The following is a 21575-nucleotide window of genomic DNA, read 5'->3' as shown; positions in this document are numbered from 1 at the left end:
CAGTTGAATTCTTTTAATTATTGAGAAAGTAAGGGCGTTTATAGCCAAATATACTTGAGTTAAACATGTCCGATATACCATCTGATGCTTGTTTATCGCCCACGCCATTATATACAAATTTAAACTTAAATCCGCTATCAAATGCATCACGGTTGTCGTTGTTGTTGACTAGGTTACTCTGTTCTTCATCAATAGTTGTGTTGATATTTCGATGAAAAGAGAATTGGATCCCCCAGCAGCAGCTTGTGTATTGCATGCCTAAATAGCTTTCTAAACTACGTTTGTCTTGAATATCTTGAGTTACACGGCCTACTAATTGCCAGTTAGAACCTAAATTTACATTACTTAATAATGATAATGTCTCAAGTCTATTACCTGAGACATTACGAGTATAGCGATGGTTCAATTGAATTGTTTGATTTTTACTAAATTGGTAATCTATTTTACTTTGGCTTTTATTGGTTGTGCTAGTTTCAGTGTTGTATTGGATATCGCTGGTAAATTGCCAAACATCATTAATTCTTAAATATATTTCTGTTGCTAACGCTGATTCAGGTACTGAAATGTTTTGAGATAAATTAAAATCGTCATTATCATTTTTGCTATTTAAATACATAATACGTCCAAGACTCACTCTTAAACGTTCTTGATTTCTGGGATCTAGAATTCGAGTTGTAACCCCTACCGAATATTGGTTTGCTTGTGCAATTCTATCTAAACCACTAAATCTTTTATCTCTAAATAATCCGTTGAAGTCATCTTGTAATGTGGTTGTATCATATAAACCAATACTGGTTTGATCTTTATTGGGTATATATAAATATTGTAATTGTGGCGTGAGTGTTTGCGTGTAGGTTTTATCTTTAAAAGTAATTAATTTATCAAAGTTCATTCCGCCGTGTATTCTCACTTTAGGTAAAGTGCGATTGACTTTTTCTTTGAGTAAGCTGCCTACAGGAATATTATCTTGTCGGTAAGTGGTCTGTAGTAATTTCAGTTCTGAATTAATAAACCAAGCAGGGCGCGATATAGGTAAAGTAAACCCTGCTTCAAAATGATAACGCTCAGCTGTAGGTAAATTTATTTCGTCAGTGGTGAATCGAGTCATTTCAGAATACATGTTAAACATTGCATTACCAAAAGGAAGTCGATGAGTTTTACTCAGTTCAATATGAGGCTCTGTTTGATAACTTGGTGTGTAATTACCTAAAATTTCAAAATCTTGTAGTTGAACTTTTGCGCTCCACGTATCACCAAAATAAGAAAGTTCACCTATTTGATATAGATAGGCATCATTCGAATTATACTGATCGCTATTTAAATCTACTAAATAGTTATCATCACTAATTGTAGTGTAGTCAACATATGCGCGAAAGCGGTCTGAAAATGTCCCCACATGTTGAATACGAGCTAAATAACGAGCATCATTATTTTGAGTTAAATCATGGTCTCTATTTAAATATTCGATATCAAGCTTGCCTGATTGCTGACCAAATAAATATCTGAATTCAGTATTTAATTGTGTTCCTCGCTCAGACATAAAGCGAGGTGTAAAGGTTGCATCCATATTTTCAGCTATGTTCAAGTAATAAGGGATCTCCATTTCAAATCCCGACTTACTTGATGATTTTATACTTGGAAATAAAACACCTGAATGGCGCTCAGTGCCAATAGGCATAGTAAAATAAGGGATATAAAATACAGGTACATCAAATACTTTAAATCGAGCGTGGTATGCTTCTAATTGTTTTTCTGCGGCATTAATTCTTAATTCACTTGCTTGAATATTCCAATCAGGTGTTTCTCCAAAACAGGTAGTAAAAGACGAGTCGATTAAAGAGAGTACTCCAAACTGGTTTACCGAAATCGATTTTGCAGAGCCATGCCCTGCATTAGATATTAATTGGTACGAGGTGTCACTTAAGGTTGTACTACCTAAAGCTTTGCTGGCATTAAGCTGAGAAGCAAATACATCAATACCGTTATTTTGAAAATGAATGTTACCCTGGGCATTTACTAATAGATCTTGTCTATTTAATTCTAATTCATCAGCAATAATAGTTTCAGAAGGTGTAAATAAAGTAACGCCACCAGTAAATTTAGCATATTGATTTTTTTCAATTTCAGCGTATTTAGACGTAATCGTTATTGAATTATCCGTACTGGTTATATCTTGTGTTGCGAGTTTTGCGTAACTAGGAATAGGGCATTCTTGATATGCAGTAAAGTTATCGTTTGCAGTAGCGTGTTTGGCACTGAATAAACTTAAAAAAAGCAATGTAATAGTTTTGGGAAAAGACATTTATATTCCGGAAATTAGCTTTAATTATAATTTGCTTTTAATTTTATAAGGAAGAAATTAAATTTTCGCGCATTTTAACGTTAAATATTACAATAATATAGGGCTTTTATGTATTTCCCTAATTTAAATCATAGTAAAATAAAATATTCTTTGTCAGTAAATTAAAGTGAGTAACAATATTGAACCCATCAAGATTAGTACAATTGAATACTTGGCTATGCAACAATTTTGATGTCAATTCAATAAAATTAGATTCGTTAACGGGCGACGCGGGTTTTCGAAAATATTATCGTTTTACGATGAATAACAAATCTTATATTGCTGTTGACGCTATTCCTGCAATGTCGAATAATCTTGCCTTTGTTGAAATTCAAAAGGTATTACAACAAGTTATTAATGTTCCCGAGATTATATTTTCAGATTTAGATCTAGGTTTTTTTTGTTTAAGTGATTTTGGTGATAAGCTCTTTAGTGATGTTTTAACGCTTGATAATATGGAATGCTCGTATCAAAAAGCTATCAATATTTTACCTCAAATAGCGCATGCACAATTACCACAAAATTATTCGTTACCTCAATACGATGCTAAGTTTGTTAATGTAGAGTGCCATATTTTTACTGAATGGTTATTAGGTGTTCATTTAAATATTACACTTAATGAGCAAGAAAAAGCGCAGCTGCAAAATTGTTTTAATATACTTGTAGATAATGCGCTAGAACAGCCACAAGTGATTATGCACAGAGATTACCATAGCCGTAACTTGATGCTAATAAACTCCGAACAAGAGCCTGCAGATACCACCGAAATTGAGATAGAGTTAGGTGTTATTGATTTTCAAGATGCGGTTATTGGCCCTATTACTTACGATATCGTGTCGCTACTTAGAGATTGTTATGTAAAATGGCCTAATGCAAAAGTAAAAGATCTCTTTTATTACTTCTATCAATTAATAGATGCTGATAATAAATACCCAGATGTTACACAAGAGCAATGGCTTCGTTGGTTCGACTTAATGGGAATGCAACGCCATGTAAAAGCTAGTGGTATTTTTGCTCGTTTGTATCATCGAGATCACAAAAATGGTTACTTAAAAGATATTCCGTTAACTTTATCTTATATTATTGATGTGAGTGCTCAGTATTCAGAGTTAAGTTTCTTACATGATTTGGTTTTACATAAAGTAATGCCACTGTTAGACAATAAAGTAAAACATAAGGACAATCATTAATGAAAGCGATGATATTAGCCGCAGGACGTGGTGAGCGAATGCGCCCGTTAACAGATGATTGCCCTAAACCCTTATTGAAAGTAGCAGGCATACCATTAATTGAGCATCATATTGTTAAGCTTGCGCAAGCGGGTATTACCGATATTGTTATTAATCATGCTTGGTTAGGTTATAAAATTGAAGAGTACTTGCAAGACGGTAGCCAATGGGGAGTTTCAATACGTTATAGCCGAGAAACACAAGGGGCTTTAGAAACCGCCGGCGGTATTATCAAAGCCTTACCGTTATTAGTCGAAAAAGATGAACCTAATGCTCCCTTTTTAGTCGTAAATGGAGATGTGTATACCGACTTTGATTTTACTCATATTCCTTTATTACCATCAGATTGTTTAGCCAATATTTGGCTAGTGGCTAATCCTGAGCATAATCTAAAAGGGGATTTTTTATTGGCGGAAGAGGCTTCTACACTAAACAAAAGTAATAAAGTATATAATCTTACAAGCAAAGAAAATCAGCCCCTACAGCATCAAGCTTACACTTTTAGTGGTATCGCTTTATATAAGCCTGAATTTTTTACTGCACATAGTCATGACGCTGCGATCTTACCGCTTGGGCCATTACTTAGAGAAACCGCGGAAAATCTTGAACTTTCTGGTACTATATTAAAAGGTCAATGGACTGATGTTGGTACACCAGAACGATTAAACGAACTTAACAAAATAATACCTTGTTAAGCATAAACACATAATTAGAGTAGTAAAAGTAACATGAAAGTTTGGGGAAAAATTTTAGGCGGTTTATTTGGCTTTATGCTGAGTAAAAATATTTTTGGTGCTTTGCTAGGCGTTTGGATCGGTCATAGTTTTGATAAAGGGCGTGGGTTTAATTTTAATAACTTGGCAGGTCAAAGTTTTACAGATGCAGAGCGGCAACAAGCTTTTTTCTCTACAACTTTTTCTGTTATGGGATATGTTGCTAAAGCTAATGGTAGAGTTACTCCTCAAGAAATTGCTTTTGCTAGTGCCTACATGGATAAACTGGGCTTAACAGGGGATATTAGGCAACAAGCTCAAGACGCCTTTAGAGACGGAAAAGTTGCCGGTTTTCCCTTAAAAGAACGATTGAATGACTTTACCCATAAATGCGGTAAACGTCATGATTTGCTGTTAATGTTTTTAGAAATTCAAATTCAAGTGGCTTTTGCTGATGGCACGTTAGATCAGGAAGAGCGTGAAGCTCTGCATCAAATAGCTAAAATTTTAGGATTTTCTACCCGAGATTTAGATCGCCTGCTGGAAATGATTATTGCGGGTGACCAATTTAATCAACAAGGAAATAGCTCTCCACAATCATCAAAGGTACAACTGAGTAATGCTTATAAAGTACTTGGATGTACGCCTGAAATGAGCGAACAAGAAATTAAAAAAGCTTACCGTAAACTCATGTCTCAACATCATCCTGATAAGTTAATGGCAAAAGGTTTACCGCCTGAAATGATGGAAATGGCGAAGCAAAAAACACAAGATATTCAATCAGCATATGAAGCGGTGACTAAGGCAAGAGGGTAGAGTGAAATATTTTTATTCTGAATGAATTACCAACCGATTGTTTTTAACCAGCCATTAATTTCAGTTAATAATGTTTGTTCTGGGTAATAGCCTGGAACCATATTGTGTAGCGACTTTTGGCGATAATCCGCTTTTAATTCTTTGTTAACATACTTTTTTCTTAACATCGCATTTTCAATTACTGTGTTACGGTCTTTTTTTAGTATCAAATCTAAAACGGGTAATTCAGACATTGCTATATTTTTAGCTAAACTATCGTTTTCTACCTCAGAGTACATACCCGCGCTTAACGTAATCAGTGCAGCAGGTAATAAACTTTGATTGCTTGTATAAAGATCTATAAGCATTGCCGCCTGGCTTCCTTCGGTAATAACCAAAAAAATCCCCGGATAATTGTTAGCTTTTTCCATGACTGCGGTCACTAAGCTTTTTAATTCATTTTGATAGGGCATAAGCGCCGTTTTATTTTGTTCTATTCTCTCTTCTTTTGTAGATGCTGCTGAAGGGTAGTTCATCGGTTTATTCGGTGACTGCACACTAATAGTAGACCAGCCAGCATCGGGAAGATTTTTTCGTAAAAAATTGATAGCTTTTGGATTTGCTACGCCTTGTTGCCAATCAGGTATTAAAATCGCTACACCTTTATTGTTTTGTGTTGAACTAGTTTCTTCAATAATAATATATTCGTTATCACCTGCTTTAATTGATTGAGTTTTACTACCGGATAAATAATGGGTGAGATCTTGTTTTTGTTGTTCGAATGAACTGACGGGGTTTACTATTTTTATATCACTACGTTGAATGCTTTTTGAGGGCTGCTTTTTATCTTCATCAACCTTTTCTGTTTCAGCGGCTTCCTCTTCCTCGGCAAAATAGAAATATGCTTGTGCGTGGTTATACCCAAGTATATTAGGTATTAAATAGAAAAGGGCAGTAATAAATAAAATACGTAACAACATGAATTCCTAAAGTGAAGGCGCTTGCTTGTGCCACTTTTATTAATGAATTGAACAGCTATAAGGATAGTATCGACCTACTTAGATGATTGTTTAATAAAAAATAATATTTGTATGAATATAAAACTCTAGCTTAGAGAATAAAAAGAGGGCTACTTAAACGGGCAATCAGCTAAAAAAGTCATTTCTTCATGCGTTACAGGATGAGAAATACTTAGCATTTGAGCGTGTAAATTTAGTCGGTTAGCCATCGCGAGTGCTTCAGCGTGAGCATAAAGTCGGTCTCCCAAAATAGGGTGACCTATTGAAAGCATATGCACTCTTAATTGATGCGAACGACCCGTAATAGGTGTTAGTTCAACTAAAGTTGAATTGTCGCCATAGCTAAGTACTTTGTAATGAGTTAAAGAAGGTTTGCCTCTTTCGTGATCAATCATTTGTTTAGGACGGTTAGGCCAATCGCAAATAAGCGGCTGGTCGACAGAGCCTTGGGCTTCTTTTACGTGACCAAATACTCTAGCGATATATTTTTTCTTGGTTTTACGTTTTTCAAATTGTTGGCTAATAGCGACATGGGTAGGTTTGTTTAGCGCCATGATAATGATGCCTGACGTTGCCATGTCTAACCTATGCACAACAGTAGCGCTAGGTAATACCCGCGCTACTCTGTTTTCTAAACAGTCTTTGTGTTCAGGTAATCGCCCTGGAACCGTTAACAACCCGCTACCTTTGTTTAAAACAATAAGGTCGTTATCCCTATAAACTATATGTAAATAGGGATCGAGTGGCGGTTGATAGACAAAGTCAGGGTTAGCACTCATTAATGAGTTACAACAATCAGTCTTATCGCTTCAAACTTCAACTGTGCTTTGTTGATATAGCTTTCAAGCTCAGATTTTTGTAGCTGAATAAAATCTACTTCTTCTTGTCGAACACTCGGATTGATTTTCGCTAACGCAGCTAATCGAGCATGTTCTTTATCTAGTTTGTTTCGCATGGTATCAAGCGCATTTTGTTGAATATCAGCAATGCTGGTTTCGGCATGTGCTTCCGCTTTAGTCACCAGTGGTGAAATTTGCTGTTTTAACGCTTTAACTAACTGAAGAGCTACTTGTTTTTTGGTTGGGCTAAGTTGTTGATCAAGCACTTCTTCACCCACTTTATCAGCAAGATTGTTACCATTTTTATCCACTAATACACGTATTGGTGTGGTGGGTAAGTAACGGCCTAACTGTAAGTTGCTTGGCGCTGTTGCTTCAACGGTAAATAAACACTCAACAAAGAAAGTCCCTACAGGTAAGGCTGGATTTTTTAATAAACCAATACACGAATTACCAATTTCGTCAGAAAGCACTAAGTCCATAGCACCACGTACCATAGGATGATCCCAAGTCAGTAGTTGATAATTTTCAGAAACTAATGCCGTGTCGCGGTTAAAGGTAATCGTTGTTCCATCTTCAGGTAAACAAGGGAAGTTGCTGTTTAACATATGTTCAGACGGTTGCAATGCGATAGAGTTATCGGCTTTATCGTCTTGCTGAATACCAAACACATCAAGTACTTGAAACATAAATTGAGGTAATTCAATTTGTTCATCTAGCTTTTCTATTTTCTTCACTAATTCAAGGGCTTTACCTTGGCCTGAAGAATGAAGTTCAAGTAGTTTATCTCTACCGCTTTCTAATTCTTTTTTAATGATGAAATGTTTTTGTTGGCTTGCTTCAATAAGCTGAGCAGACTCGTCTGATTGCCATTGAGCAGATAAAGCTAAGTTTTGTAATTTAGCACCAAACTCTTTAAATATTGCATGGCCAGTAACACAAGTATGTTCAAAAGCATTAAGACCTTGGTGATACCAATTAAATAATAAACTTTGTGGCGAATCTTCAAAGTAAGGTACGTGAATGCGTATTGTTTGGTTTTGACCTATACGATCTAAACGTCCGATACGTTGTTCAAGTAAATCAGGGTTATTCGGTAAATCGAATAACACCATGTGATGAGCAAATTGGAAGTTACGACCTTCACTACCAATTTCAGAACATAATAATAATTGTGCGCTGTCTTCGTCTTGTGCAAAGTAAGCTGCGGCTTTATCACGTTCAAATATACTTAAACCTTCATGGAATACTGCGGCACGTATACCTTCTTTAACACGAAGTGCGGTTTCTAAATCGATAGCCGTTTGCGCATGCGCACAAATAACAAGTAGTTTTTCTTTACCTAAGCTGTCTAATAAATTGATTAAGTAATCAACTCTTGGATCAACGTCATACCAATTATCATGTTGCTCTAAACCAAACAGTATTTCTGGGGTGAATACGAATTTACTTTGTGAAAGCTCACGTAAATTGTCAACACTATCGCTTAATAACAAATCATTAATAATGGTTTGGTATTGCTCTGGCATTGCTAAAGGTGTTGGTAATAACTGTCGTTCAGGGAAACCTTTAATGGTATTACGCGAGTTTCTAAATAAAATACGGCCTGTGCCGTGGCGGTCTAATAATTGCGCGAGCACTTGCTGACGGGCTTCGTCGGCTTCGCTGTCGTCTTCATTAATAATCGCTAATTGCGAGCTAATGTCTGACTCTTTTAATAAGTCAGTCAGTGTGTCTAATTGAGCTTGAGTTAGTCGCTCACCTGCTACAAGTGTATTCGCAGCATCTGCTACTTGAGTGTAGTTTTCTTCTTCAGCAATAAATTTTTGATAATCAAAGAAACGATCAGGATCGAGTAAGCGTAAACGAGCAAAGTGACTTTCATGGCCTAATTGATCTGGTGTTGCTGTAAGTAATAATACACCGGGTATTACTTGTGCTAATTGTTCAATACATTGGTATTCAATACTTGGAGCGTCTTGTGTCCAATTTAAATGATGAGCTTCATCAACTACCATTAAATCCCAGTCTTCGGCAATAAGTGCTTCATACCATTTGGGATTTTCAGTAATAAAGTTTAAGTTTACTAATACTAATTGTTCAGAGCTAAATGGGTTTGCGCCATCTTCTGAGTTTGAGCTTTCTACACAGCGTTCATTATCAAAAATACTAAACGGTAAATTAAAGCGACGTAGCATTTCAACCAACCATTGATGCATGAGTGATTCAGGCACAATAATAAGAATGCGTTGTGCGCGACCACTCACCAGTTGTTGATGAATAATTAAACCCGCTTCAATGGTTTTACCTAAACCAACTTCATCAGCCAATAAAACACGTGGGGCAAATCGACTCCCCACTTCTTCAGCTATATATAACTGATGAGGAATTAAACTCACGCGGCCACCACTTAGGCCCATAAGTTCAGATTGTTGCTGAGTATGCTGATGTTTTAGGCTGTCTTTACGAAGTTGGAACCAATCTAAACGATCTACTTGACCATTTAATAAACGGTCATGAGGTTTATTGAATTTTAAAAAGTGATCGATCATCACTTCTTTGATCGAGGCTTTTTCACCCGTATCTTGTCGAGTGCCGTGATACGTAATTAAATGATTAATATCTTCAAGCGATTCAACAACCAGCGTCCAACCCTCATGGCTAGGAATAGTGTCGCCTTCATTAAATATAACGCGTGTAAGCGGAGCGTTCGCTATTGCGTATTGTCTTGACTCTCCAGTGGCGGTAAAAACAATACTTACAAATCTGTGTTCAACTGTAGTAACGGTACCAAGTCCTTGATTTGACTCACCATCACTTATCCAACGTTGACCAGGGTGAAACGACATAACAACTCCAACTTTTAAAATTTAGCTTTATAAGGTAATAGGTCTTGAAAAACGGGCGCTATAGTAACGTTTTTCGTAAAATGGGTCATTAAAAAAGTGCTAAAAATGTAAATAATTTAGTTTGTCTTGTATTTGTTATATAAATGTTTATACAAGGTGATAGATATGTATATAAAATTTATTGTATAAAATATATTTAAATAGCCTCTTGTTATTGGTGTTTAAAGTATAGGTAGTTTTTGATTTTTAAGGAAAAAAATAATTGTATCTCTATTTGAAAGATTGTATATGTAGACTATATTTACATTATTGAAAACTTAAAAAGAGACATTGAATGAAATCTATCTTTACTTTATTAGTATCTACAGGATTACTTTTAGCAAGTAATCAAGCGTTTTCCGCTGATGCACATCACTTACCAGGTGTTTTTCTAGGTTACACTCATGCAGAGCATGAAACAGAGCTTACTTATGGTATTGAATATGAATACAAATTTAATTCAGACTGGGGGGTTGGTGCAGTATATGAAAAAACTGACAGTGCTCATCATGACGATGGTGTTACCGTTAAATTAGCTCAAGTATATTATCATACACCGCAACATATTCGTTTAGGTGTTGGTTTTGGTGAAGAAAAAATAGGTGGCGATCACCCTCATACTGAAGACTTATATCGCGTAAGTGCAAGTTATGAATATCATTTAGGTGATTTTGCTATTGAGCCGACCATAGCGATTGACTTTATTGACAGTGAAAAAGCTTACGTATTTGGCGTAGCATTTGTACGACCTTTTTAAAAAACACTATATATTTCCTTCTATTTTAAAAACGTAAACTAAGGTTTAGTTTACGTTTTTTACCTAGCTTGAATAATGCAAATAACAACATATGTAAAACGCTAAATGAACTCATTTGTGTGAGTTATTCTAGTAGATGTTTTAATTGTGATTTTTTAGTAAAAATGCTTGTACAACATTGTAAGAACAAAAAAATAGTATTAACCACATAACGGTATAGGAACGTTTATTCAAGTTTTAGAAGGTGAGGCCGATATTGATGGAATTCGTCATGATAAACGACATTCACACGTTAATATTTTAAATGAGACAGAAATTTCAACTCTAAATTTTGCACAATGTGTCATGAAATTTAAAAACTTAGAAAACAGCCCTGCAAAAAATTTAAAAGGATATTCAGATTTTCTTGACCGAATAGAGGGAGCAACATATTTAGCTGAAAATCCTAGCTTTGAAGTCGAGTTATTAGCGTACTCCATAGCTAACAATCAATTGAACCTAGTACAAAGGTAGTTATATGCTTAAAAATATTAAAATAGCTCACAAAATTTATATCCTTGGCTTTACACAGTTATTTCTTATGCTAATCATGGGGGGGATCGCCTTAACTCAAATGTCTAAAATTGGAGTAGAGTTAGTCGATATCGCAGAGAAAGATATTCCATTAACTAATTCTATAAGTAAACTTACGGAGCATCAGTTAGAGCAAAGCGTATTAGTAGAACGCGCGCTGTTTAATATCGCTTTAACAAAGCCTAGTTTATCTCAAAGTAACGATCACTTTACGGAGTTGAAATCTCATATTAATGAATTATCTATAACTATTGAAAATGAAATTAATAGCATTGAAACATTCACTAGGAACTCAATTACATCATTACACAGCATAGAAGCGAAAGAAGAATATAACAATGCGTTAGAACAAATAGCACAAATAAAGCAACACGCATCTGATTTTGCTAAAGAGGTAGAAGAATTATTAGCCTTTGTTGAAGTAGCGCCTATCTCTGAAATTACTGAAAAAGCTTACCATATGGAAGAAAAGGGAGATGAATTACAGCACGAGGTTATAGCTTTATTAACAGAAATTCAAAACTTTACACTCAAAGCTACCTTACAAGCAGAACATGATGAAAAAGCAGGTATAACATGGATTATGGTGGCTTTTGCTGTGGCGTTTGTTACTGGTTTGATACTCCCATTTATTATTGGCCGTGCTATTACAAAACCCATTAATGAATTAGTAGTACGCTTAGAGCAAGTCGCGCAAGGTGATGGTGATTTAACGATAACATTAAGTGAAAAAGCAAAAGATGAAACGGGTGATGTTGCTCGCGCATTTAATGCTTTTCTATCTATGTTAAGAGCGCTTATTGGAAAAACTAATGTTCAAGCTGATGATTTAGATGACGCCTCAGAAATTGCAATGAAAGCGATGAGTGAAACAGTTATTAACGTTGACAAGCAACGCTCTGAAACTGAAATGGTGGCGACAGCGGTAAATGAAATGAGTGCAACAAGTTATGATGTGGCTCAAAATGCAGCAAGTGCTGCTGAGGTAACTGAAACGGTTAAGGATAAAGTAATTAGTGGGCAGCATGATGCACTTGAAACTCAAACAATTATTAAACAATTATCTCAAGAAGTAGCAGATGCATCTTCAGTTATTCAAAGTCTAGTTCAAGAAACGAACAATATTGGCAATGTTCTTGAGTCCATTCAAGGAATTGCTTCACAAACTAACTTACTTGCGTTAAATGCTGCAATTGAAGCTGCTAGAGCGGGAGAAACAGGTCGAGGTTTTGCTGTTGTTGCTGACGAAGTACGTACTTTAGCTCAACGGACACAAACGTCAACGGTCGATATACAAGAGTTATTATTACGCCTTAAATCTGAAGCAAATAATGCTGTGATTAGTATGGATAAAGGGACTGAAAGTGCCAACCTATGTTTAACCAAAAGTGCGCAAACTAGCCGAATGTTTGAAGAAGCTGCAGAAGCCGTAATAACTATTTCTGATTTAAATATACAAATTGCAACAGCAGCTGAGCAGCAGTCAGTGGTCGCAGAAGAAGTGAACAAAAATTTAGTTAATATAAGTAATTTGGCTGATATAACGGCTGAAGGGGCAAGAGTTACCTCTGAAGCTAATACAGTTATAGCTAAACGAGTAGTTGATTTACATGCTAACCTTAATGCATTTGTTGTTTAGTTGTATGGCTGTTTAATCAGCTAGTTTTTAAAAGTGAGTTATGAAAGTAACTCACTTTTTATGTTACATAACCTGTCTATTTTATCTTATTTTAAATTTGTAATAGTTTGTCACCAATTCCTGCTGAATTTTTTGGTTGAATAAAATATATACGCACAAATTTAAATAAATAACTATTTATAAAACAAAATCCTAAGATCTTAATTTATCAACGATAAAGCTCGCATTATGGTCTATATTGATATTATAAGAGTTAAAAAAATATGAAGCGGTATACTCAAGATTACTTCATATAACCGTAATAAAGCTTAGATACTCTTATGATTCGATGTAGTATTCATTAACGTAGAGGATTATTTTATTAAAAAATATCGATACATAGCTTGGCAAAGCATTTGAGTGAAATCGTATTTATGTTTTCCTCCTCAATTAAATACCTACCTAGTGCCTAAACTAAGGATGCCTATATGAATGAACATAAAATTATTTATATCTTAGATACCAATATATTACTCCACGAACCTCTCGCTTTTTTATCTTTCAAAGAACACGACGTTATTGTCCCTATGACGGTATTAGAAGAACTTGATTCAATAAAAGATCGAAAGAGAGATGTGAGCAGAGATGCACGAGTTGCCATAAGAGCGCTAGAAGATTCCTTAGTTGATGCATCGCCTGAAGAAGTGCTTTCAGGTGTGAAATTACCTGAAAATGATCCTGAACATCCTAGTGGTCATTTATCTATTTTTAATGATTACACCTTAAAACAAACCGCAGGTACGTTGTCGTTTAATGAAAATGATAATCGTATTATTAATGCGGCTTTACATATTCAGAAAGAAAATCCAAAGAAAAAAGTTGTACTGGTAACAAAAGACATCAACATGCGGCTTAAAGCTAAAGGAGCCGGATTAGCGCACGTTGAAGATTATAGAACCGATCAGCTTATTGATGATATTCAATTTTTATCAAAAGGTTATCACAAGTTTGAAGGGGATTTTTGGCAACATATTGATGAATGCGATAGCGAAACTGAGGGGCGAAATACCACTCATTACGTCAACAGAGATGTTTTACCTAATAGCTACATGAACGAATATATCTTAGATGATAGCCAACACTTTGCAGGTAAAATAACAGGCTGGGATGAAGAAAGACTCGCTATTGCTGATTTGTCGTACGAACGTTTAATGGCAAAACAAGCGTGGGGAATTAATCCTAAAAATATCTATCAAGGTATGGCAATGGACGCTTTGTTAGATCCCACCATCGATTTAGTTATTTTAACAGGCGCAGCAGGGAGTGGTAAGACACTGTTAGCCTTAGCTTCGGCATTAGAACAAGTGGTTGAAAGAGGTTTATACGATAAAATTATTGTTACCCGAAGTACGCCAGAGATAGCTGAATCTATCGGCTTTTTACCCGGTACAGAAGAAGAAAAAATGGCTCCGTGGTTATCAGCTATTACAGACTCCTTAGAGGTACTGCATAAGAGTGATGAGAACATGAATGGCAGCTTAAATTACATTATGGAAAAAGCCAATATTCAATTTAAATCAGTTAACTTTATGCGCGGTCGCAGTATTCAAAATGCCATAGTATTACTTGATGAATGTCAGAACTTAACAGCCTCTCAGCTAAAAACCATTATTACCCGTTGTGGTGAGGGAACTAAGTTAGTGTGCTCGGGTAATTTAGCGCAAATAGACAGTAATTATTTAACCGCAGTAACATCAGGTTTAACTTACATTGTTGAACGTTTTAAAAACTTTCCGGGTAGTACAACGGTGCATTTAAATGGGGTTGTTCGTAGTCGCTTAGCATCGTTTGCTGAAGAAAACTTATAACATTTGTAAACGTGTAAGCTTTTCATCTTTTATAAATTTAAGTAACTAAGCAGTGTTTAATATCATTATGCGCTGCTTTAATTTATGTCATAACAACAAGCATTGTTACTTTATTTATATCTATATTATTACGAACTTATAGTGTTGTTATTTAACTTAACTGGCTGTTTTAAATGTTTATTTTATGAATTCGTTATGCGCTTAAAACACATTCTACTTTTTCAATTACCTTTACTTTCTTACCTATAATAGGTATTTTAAAAGAGTATATTAACTTGAGAATGTTCTATTGAAATCATTTGCAAACATATTAGTTATTACGACTATGTTGCTGACCTTTATTGGTCAAGCGCTGGCGTATACGGCTATGCCATGCAATATGATGGATTGTGATCATAATAAATCAATGATGATGGATCACTCTTCAATGGACGATATGAGTAATATGGACCATAGCATGATGGGTGAACAATCGAGTGATACTAGCGATTGTTGTGATATTGATTGTGATTGCCCAACTCAAGCATGTTCATCGGTTTCAGTTTTTCATTCAGAATATTCTTTATTTAAAATTGAAGAATCTTCAGAAGCGATTAACTTTTTCAATTCTGTAACCCCCATTTCTTATAGTAAATCCCTTTACCGCCCTCCAATTATTACCTAATACAGGATCAGTGCATCTAAAATTTGACTGCACATATACCGCTAATAATCATATTGATTAACTAAGCGTATAACTCAATTCTTTATTAATCGTTTTAGTGTTGTTCACACGTACTAAAGCTTATTCCAGATATTCTGGAGGGTAAAATGTTTGTAAATAAATCTCGCTTCTCTTTTAAATTAGTAGCTGTAAATTCGTTTGGTTATACATCAAAAATAACCACGGTTTTACTTGGTGTGTTATTAAACTTATCAGTATCAAGCGTAAATGCTGAACAAGTGATTTCATTGAATGATGCTATTGAAAAGGCTCAAAATAACGATCCTTGGTTCCATGGAAACAAGTTAAAACAATCGGCTATTCAACTTAAAAGTATTGCCGCGGGAACACTCCCTGATCCTCAAGTGTCATTAAGTTTGTTGAATACTCCAACAGATACTTGGGATCTTGATCAAGAAGCTATGACTCAGCTGAAAGTGGGCGTTAGTCAAATGTTTCCACGAGGAGATTCTTTAGCGATCAAGCAATCAAAATTGAAGGTTGAGTCGCATAAATTTCCGTTGTTACGAGAAGACAGAAAAGCTAAGTTGAAAGCCCAAGTTTCGCAACTATGGCTAGATGCTTACCTTGCTCAAAAAACCATTGAATTAATTAATAACGACAAAGGGCTATTTGAACAAATGGCTGATGTGGTTAAAGCCAGTTATTCAACAGGGGTTGGCAAAACAAGACAGCAAGATGTTATTCGCGCACAACTTGAGTTAATACAACTTGAAGATCGTTTAAGCGTGCAATATCAAAAGTTTGAATCGTCAATCTCCCAGCTAAACGAATGGTTATATAGTTACGATGAGAGCGATTCAAATTATGCCATTAATTTTGACGAACAAACCGCAACATTTAAAGTTTCAAATACATTACCTGTTATTCGTTTAAATAACGCTGCTTTACTTAAAGAACTGCCATTTTCCCGAAATAATTTAGCTCAAGCGTTAGTTAATCACCCTTCTTTGTTGGTTATTAACCTATCACAGCAAGCGGCTAAAAAAGACGTTGATTTAGCTAACCAACAATACAAACCTCAATGGGGAGTTAATGCGAGTTACGCCTACCGAGACGATATGCCGTCAGGTATTAATCGAGCTGATTTATTCTCTGTTGGAGTAACTTTTGACGTGCCATTGTTTACTGAAAACCGTCAAGATAAAGAAGTTGCAGCGTCTATTGCTCAATCTGAAGCCATTAAAACAGACAAACTACTGCTCACTAAAATGATGATCAGCAATATCGAAAAAGAAGTGAGACAACTAAAACGTTTGTCAGAACGTCAAGCTCTTTATTCAACTCAACTAATAACCCAAACACACGAACAAGCTGAAGCCGCGCTTAGTGCCTATACCAACGATGATGGCGATTTTTCAGAAGTGGTTCGCGCAAGAATCACCGAGCTTAATACAAAAATTTCCGCACTTAATATTGATATTGACGCGTTAAAAACGGTTACGCGCATTAATTACTTTTTTACTCAATCAGACATTGCTTCTGAAACAGTTAACAACTCAACGTCTGGAGAATAACCATGTCGTCACATACTAAAACCTTTATAACCTTAATCGTTGGTGTTGCTTTAGGAGCTGGTGCACTTAGTTTTTTTCAACCATCAATGTCTCCTGAAAATAACAGTGAAGCCATGCAGTCAGCAGAAAAAGAACCTCTTTATTGGGTTGCTCCTATGGACGCTAATTACCGCAGAGACAAGCCGGGAAAATCAGCTATGGGAATGGATCTTGTTCCTGTCTATGCAGAAGATGAGTCTTCAGACGATTTTGGCCCCGGTGCGGTAAAAGTAGCTCCGCACGTAATTAACAACCTTGGAGTAAGAACCGCTCCCGTTGAAGTTAAGCGAATGCATACCGAAATATCAACAGTCGGTTATGTTAAATACAATGAAGATAGCTTGGTGCATATAAACCCACGTGTTGATGGTTGGGTTGAAAAACTTTTTGTTAAAGCTGTAGGGAGCACCGTAGAAAAAGGGCAGCCCTTGTATACCTTGTATTCGCCACAATTGGTAAACGCCCAAGAAGAATTTTTGATTGCCTTAAAGCGAAATAACACAGCCTTAATCAAAGCGGCAAAAGCGAGATTAGAAACATTACAGATTTCACCTAACCTTATTAATTCATTAGAGAAAAAGCGAACGGTAACAAAAAATATTACTTTTTATGCTCCACAATCAGGTGTACTTCAAGCATTAAACATAAGAGAAGGTGCTTATGTTAATCCCGCAAAAACCTTAATGAGTATTGCTCAGCTTAATCAAGTGTGGGTTGAAGCTGAAGTGTTTGAAAGAGATACGGCTTTAATCAAAGCAGGTTTAACGGTTTCGATGACCTTAGATTATTTACCCGGTAAAGAATGGATGGGAGAAATTGATTACGTTTATCCCACATTAAATGCGAAAAGTCGTACGCTGCGAGTTCGTTTAAGGTTTGATAATAAAAACCTTGAGCTAAAACCTAATATGTTTGCTCAAGTGGTTATACATGCCAATGGTGTTGAAAATACACTTTTAGTTCCTAAAGAAGCGGTTATACGTACAGGTAAACAAAACCGTGTGGTACTTGCATTAGGCGACGGTCAGTTTAAATCTATTGAAGTGATGATTGGGCGAGTTGATCAAGAAAGCATTGAAATACTCAACGGGCTTAATGACGATGATGTGGTAGTAACATCAGCACAATTTTTAATTGATTCAGAGTCGAGTAAAAATTCAGATTTTAAACGTATGACTCATGAAGAAATGCCAACTTCGGTTTGGATACAGGGTGAAGTCAATAGTGTGATGAAAGACGCACGTATGATTAATATAACTCACAGACCTGTAGAAGCTTGGAACTGGCCCGAAATGACAATGAACTTTGATCTTGCGGATAGCATAAACGTAGATACGCTACAGGCAGGACAATCATTACATTTTGAGGTGAGAAAAACAGATGAAGGTGGCAATGAAATAACCGTTATTCATATTATGGATCAAGCTGAAAGTGAGTCTGAACCAGACCATTCAAGTCATTAAGATAGGGATAAATTAACATGATTGAAGCTATTATTAGATGGTCTATCGGCAATCGTTTTCTTGTTATTTTAGCAACGCTGATATTAATTGGTGGAGGCTTATATTCACTTAAAAACACGCCAGTTGATGCTTTACCTGATTTGTCTGACGTGCAAGTTATTATAAAAACAAGCTATGCAGGGCAGTCACCACAGGTGGTTCAAGACCAAGTCACGTATCCATTAACTACGGCTATGTTATCAGTACCCGGAGCAGTAACTGTGCGTGGTTTTTCCTTTTTTGGTGATTCCTTTGTTTACGTTATTTTCGATGAAGCTACAGACTTATATTGGGCGCGAAGCCGAGTATTGGAATATTTAAGCCAAGTGGCTCCGTCTTTACCTGAAAGTGCTCGTCCGCAATTAGGACCAGATGCTACCGGTGTGGGTTGGGTGTATCTTTATTCACTTATCGATAAAACCGGTAATTTAGATATTAGCGAATTGCGTAGCCTGCAAGATTGGTTTTTAAAGTATGAATTACAAACAGTCGCTGGTGTGTCTGAAGTGGCCGCTATTGGTGGCATGGTAAAGCAATACCAAGTTCAGGTAGATCCTAATAAATTAAGAGCCTATAACATTCCGTTAAGCCACGTTCAAATGGCGTTAAAAAGGGGGAACCAAGAAACAGGCGCATCAGTTGTCGAAATGGCAGAAGCCGAATACATGGTAACCACAACAGGCTACATTAAAAGTATTGAAGATATTGAAGCTATACCGCTAGGGCTTACCGAGCAAGGTACACCGTTAAGTATAAAAGACGTTGCTCAAGTAGGAACAGGGCCACAAATGCGCCGAGGCATTGCAGAACTTAATGGTGAAGGTGAAGTGGTGGGCGGTATTGTTGTTATGCGATACGGCGAAAATGCTCAAAAAACCATTGATGGTGTTAAAGCTAAGCTTACATTATTGCAAAAAGGTTTACCTGACGGCGTTGAAATAGTGACGGTTTACGATCGCTCTAAACTCATAGGTGAAGCTGTAAGTAATCTTTGGCATAAATTGTTAGAAGAATTTATTGTTGTCGCGCTAGTTTGTATCGTATTTCTGTTTCATGTTCGTTCATCGTTAGTGGCTATTATTAGTTTACCTGTAGGCATACTTACCGCATTTATTGTTATGCATATACAAGGGATTAACGCCAATATCATGTCCCTTGGTGGTATTGCTATTGCCATAGGCGCCATGATCGATGGCGCAATAGTCATGATTGAAAACATGCACAAACACATGGAAAAAACACCGCTTACTAAAGAAAACCGATGGCATGTTGTAGCTGAGTCAGCCAGCGAAGTGGGGCCCGCATTGTTTTTCTCACTCTTAATTATTACCGTATCTTTTGTGCCAGTATTTACGTTAGAAGCGCAAGAAGGGCGCATGTTTTCTCCTTTAGCTTTTACTAAAACTTATGCCATGGCGGCTTCAGCGGCTTTAGCAATTACTTTAGTGCCTGTACTTATGGGGTATTTCATTCGAGGTAAGGTATTAGCTGAGCATAAAAATCCGGTGAATAAATTATTAACAACGATATATTTACCCGCGTTAAATTTAGTACTCAAATTCCCTAAATTTACAATTGTTATTGCGCTTTTAGTGACTCTTGTTGGTTTTTGGCCTGTAAACAAAATAGGCAGTGAGTTTATTCCGCCACTTGATGAAGGCGACTTAATGTACATGCCAACCACTTATCCCGGTATTTCTATTGGTAAAGCCAGAGAGTTACTACAACAAACCGATAGGCTGATTAAAACAGTGCCTGAGGTTGATACGGTATTTGGCAAAATAGGCCGAGCAGAAACAGCAACAGATCCAGCGCCATTAACCATGATTGAAACCATTATTCAATTTAAGCCTAAATCTGAATGGCGCGCAGGTGTAACAACGCAAAGTTTAAGAAAAGAGCTTGATGGTTTAGTGAAGCTTCCAGGTGTAACTAATGCTTGGGTAATGCCGATTAAAACCCGAATTGATATGCTAGCAACCGGCATTAAAACCCCTGTAGGTATAAAAGTAGCAGGTGCTGATCTTGAGGTAATTCAAGATATAGGAAAACAACTTGAAAAAATATTAATGAATGTAAGTGGCACCGCTTCTGTTTATTCTGAGCGTGTTGCTGGCGGTCGATATATAAAAGTAGATATTCAACGAGAAAAAGCTGCGAGGTATGGGCTAAATATTGCTGACGTACAACAAATTGTTTCATCAGCTATTGGTGGCATGAACGTAACACAAACGGTTGAAGGGCAAGAACGTTATCCGGTGAATTTACGTTATCCACAAGACTACCGTAATTCACCTGAAGCGTTGTCGCGCTTACCTATTGTTGCGCCAAATGGCATGAATATTTTATTAGCAGACGTTGCCAATATTATTATTGAAGATGGACCTCCCGGTATTAAAAGTGAAAATGCGCGTATTAATGGCTGGGTACTTGTAGATATTGAAGGTGTTGATGTAGGCTCTTATGTGGTTGACGCGCAAAAAATTGTGGCCGACCAACTTGTTCTGCCAGTAGGATATTCTATTGCTTGGGCGGGTCAGTATGAGTACATGTTACGCGCCAAAGAAAAACTCACTTACGTTGTGCCATTAACGCTTGCCATTATTATTGTGCTGCTTTACTTAAATTTTAGAAACTTTACTGAAGTTGCCATTATTATGGGAACCTTACCTTTAGCCATGGTTGGCAGTATTTGGTTAATGTACCTACAAGGTTTTAATTTCTCTGTCGCGGTAGGTGTTGGCTTTATAGCACTAGCCGGTGTTGCCGTTGAAATAGGTGTGATCATGTTGGTTTATTTAAATCAATCACTTAAAGCAATGAAAGAACACTGTATAGCTGAAGGTAGAGAACCTAACGAGTCGGATTTAGCCAAAGCGGTATTAGACGGTGCAGGTATGCGTGTTCGACCCGTAATTATGACGGCAGTAGCAATCATTGTTGGCTTATTACCTATCTTATATGGCACAGGTACAGGTTCAGAAGTTATGAGCCGAATTGCCGCGCCTATGGTAGGTGGTATGGCAAGCGCCGTAGTACTTACTTTACTTGTACTACCTGCTGTTTATTATTTAACCAAGGTTTCAGCTTTTAGAGCAAACGCCAATAGCTAGAGAAGTGCTAATAGCGTTAATCATATTTTTAATGAAGGGG

15 protein-coding genes are annotated in these 21575 nt (G+C 36.5%); 11 read left to right on the top strand and 4 right to left on the bottom strand.

Annotated features, from left to right (window positions below):
- Positions 1-13: 13 nt before the first annotated feature.
- Positions 14-2302: an LPS assembly protein LptD gene (gene lptD / locus B0X80_RS13015; RefSeq protein ID WP_077340924.1), complete on the bottom strand. Its 2289-nt coding sequence runs from the start codon at positions 2300-2302 to the stop codon at positions 14-16.
- Between the two features lie 203 nt (positions 2303-2505).
- Here lptD and B0X80_RS13010 point away from each other — a divergent pair, with 203 nt between their 5' ends.
- Genes B0X80_RS13010 through djlA form a run of 3 tightly spaced genes read left to right on the top strand, consistent with a single transcriptional unit; the run spans position 2506 to position 5099 of the window.
- Positions 2506-3531: an aminoglycoside phosphotransferase family protein gene (locus B0X80_RS13010; RefSeq protein WP_175623942.1), complete on the top strand. Its 1026-nt coding sequence runs from the start codon at positions 2506-2508 to the stop codon at positions 3529-3531.
- Positions 3531-4265 (top strand): N-acetylmuramate alpha-1-phosphate uridylyltransferase MurU, encoded by a 735-nt coding sequence (gene murU, locus B0X80_RS13005; protein WP_077340921.1) that lies wholly within the window; start codon positions 3531-3533, stop codon positions 4263-4265. The genes B0X80_RS13010 and murU overlap by 1 nt, the downstream gene beginning before the upstream one ends.
- 33 nt (positions 4266-4298) lie before the next feature.
- Positions 4299-5099, top strand: a complete 801-nt coding sequence (djlA, locus tag B0X80_RS13000; RefSeq protein ID WP_077340919.1) for a co-chaperone DjlA — start codon at positions 4299-4301, stop codon at positions 5097-5099.
- A 26-nt stretch (positions 5100-5125) separates the two neighbouring features.
- Here djlA and B0X80_RS12995 read toward each other — a convergent pair whose 3' ends face one another.
- The 3 genes from B0X80_RS12995 to rapA form a co-directional block, all read right to left on the bottom strand.
- A complete protein-coding gene (locus B0X80_RS12995; protein ID WP_077340917.1) occupies positions 5126-6058 on the bottom strand; it encodes a DUF3530 family protein in 933 nt (310 codons plus the stop codon).
- Between the two features lie 149 nt (positions 6059-6207).
- The gene (gene rluA, locus B0X80_RS12990; protein ID WP_077340915.1) at positions 6208-6876 is read right to left on the bottom strand and encodes a bifunctional tRNA pseudouridine(32) synthase/23S rRNA pseudouridine(746) synthase RluA; all 669 of its coding nucleotides are present in this window, start codon (positions 6874-6876) and stop codon (positions 6208-6210) included.
- Entirely contained in the window at positions 6876-9785 is a 2910-nt protein-coding gene (gene rapA / locus B0X80_RS12985; protein ID WP_077340913.1) for an RNA polymerase-associated protein RapA, read from the bottom strand. Before rapA ends, rluA begins: the two co-directional genes overlap by 1 nt.
- Positions 9786-10119: 334 nt before the next feature.
- Between rapA and B0X80_RS12980 the strand changes: the two genes are divergently transcribed.
- The 8 genes from B0X80_RS12980 to B0X80_RS12950 all read left to right on the top strand — a co-directional run bounded on the left by B0X80_RS12980 (position 10120) and on the right by B0X80_RS12950 (position 21535).
- A complete protein-coding gene (locus tag B0X80_RS12980) occupies positions 10120-10581 on the top strand; it encodes a hypothetical protein (protein WP_077340911.1) in 462 nt (153 codons plus the stop codon).
- A 216-nt stretch (positions 10582-10797) separates the two neighbouring features.
- Positions 10798-11094 (top strand): BLUF domain-containing protein, encoded by a 297-nt coding sequence (locus B0X80_RS20725; protein ID WP_139345324.1) that lies wholly within the window; start codon positions 10798-10800, stop codon positions 11092-11094.
- A gap of 4 nt (positions 11095-11098) precedes the next feature.
- Complete coding sequence (locus B0X80_RS12975; RefSeq protein ID WP_077340909.1) at positions 11099-12793, top strand: methyl-accepting chemotaxis protein; 1695 nt, start codon at positions 11099-11101, stop codon at positions 12791-12793.
- 467 nt (positions 12794-13260) lie between these two features.
- Positions 13261-14640, top strand: coding sequence for a PhoH family protein (locus B0X80_RS12970; protein WP_077340907.1), 1380 nt, complete (start codon positions 13261-13263; stop codon positions 14638-14640).
- A 289-nt stretch (positions 14641-14929) separates the two neighbouring features.
- Positions 14930-15304 (top strand): hypothetical protein, encoded by a 375-nt coding sequence (locus B0X80_RS20365; protein WP_139345320.1) that lies wholly within the window; start codon positions 14930-14932, stop codon positions 15302-15304.
- A 146-nt stretch (positions 15305-15450) separates the two neighbouring features.
- The gene (locus B0X80_RS12960; RefSeq protein ID WP_077340903.1) at positions 15451-16881 is read left to right on the top strand and encodes a TolC family protein; all 1431 of its coding nucleotides are present in this window, start codon (positions 15451-15453) and stop codon (positions 16879-16881) included.
- Positions 16882-16883: 2 nt separating this feature from the next.
- Positions 16884-18383, top strand: a complete 1500-nt coding sequence (locus B0X80_RS12955) for an efflux RND transporter periplasmic adaptor subunit (RefSeq protein ID WP_077340901.1) — start codon at positions 16884-16886, stop codon at positions 18381-18383.
- Between the two features lie 17 nt (positions 18384-18400).
- The gene (locus B0X80_RS12950) at positions 18401-21535 is read left to right on the top strand and encodes an efflux RND transporter permease subunit (protein WP_077340899.1); all 3135 of its coding nucleotides are present in this window, start codon (positions 18401-18403) and stop codon (positions 21533-21535) included.
- The last annotated feature ends 40 nt before the right edge of the window (positions 21536-21575 follow it).

It is taken from the genome of Pseudocolwellia agarivorans, assembly GCF_002000085.1.
Classification (GTDB): domain Bacteria; phylum Pseudomonadota; class Gammaproteobacteria; order Enterobacterales; family Alteromonadaceae; genus Pseudocolwellia; species Pseudocolwellia agarivorans.
This window is presented reverse-complemented; position numbering and strand designations above follow the sequence as displayed.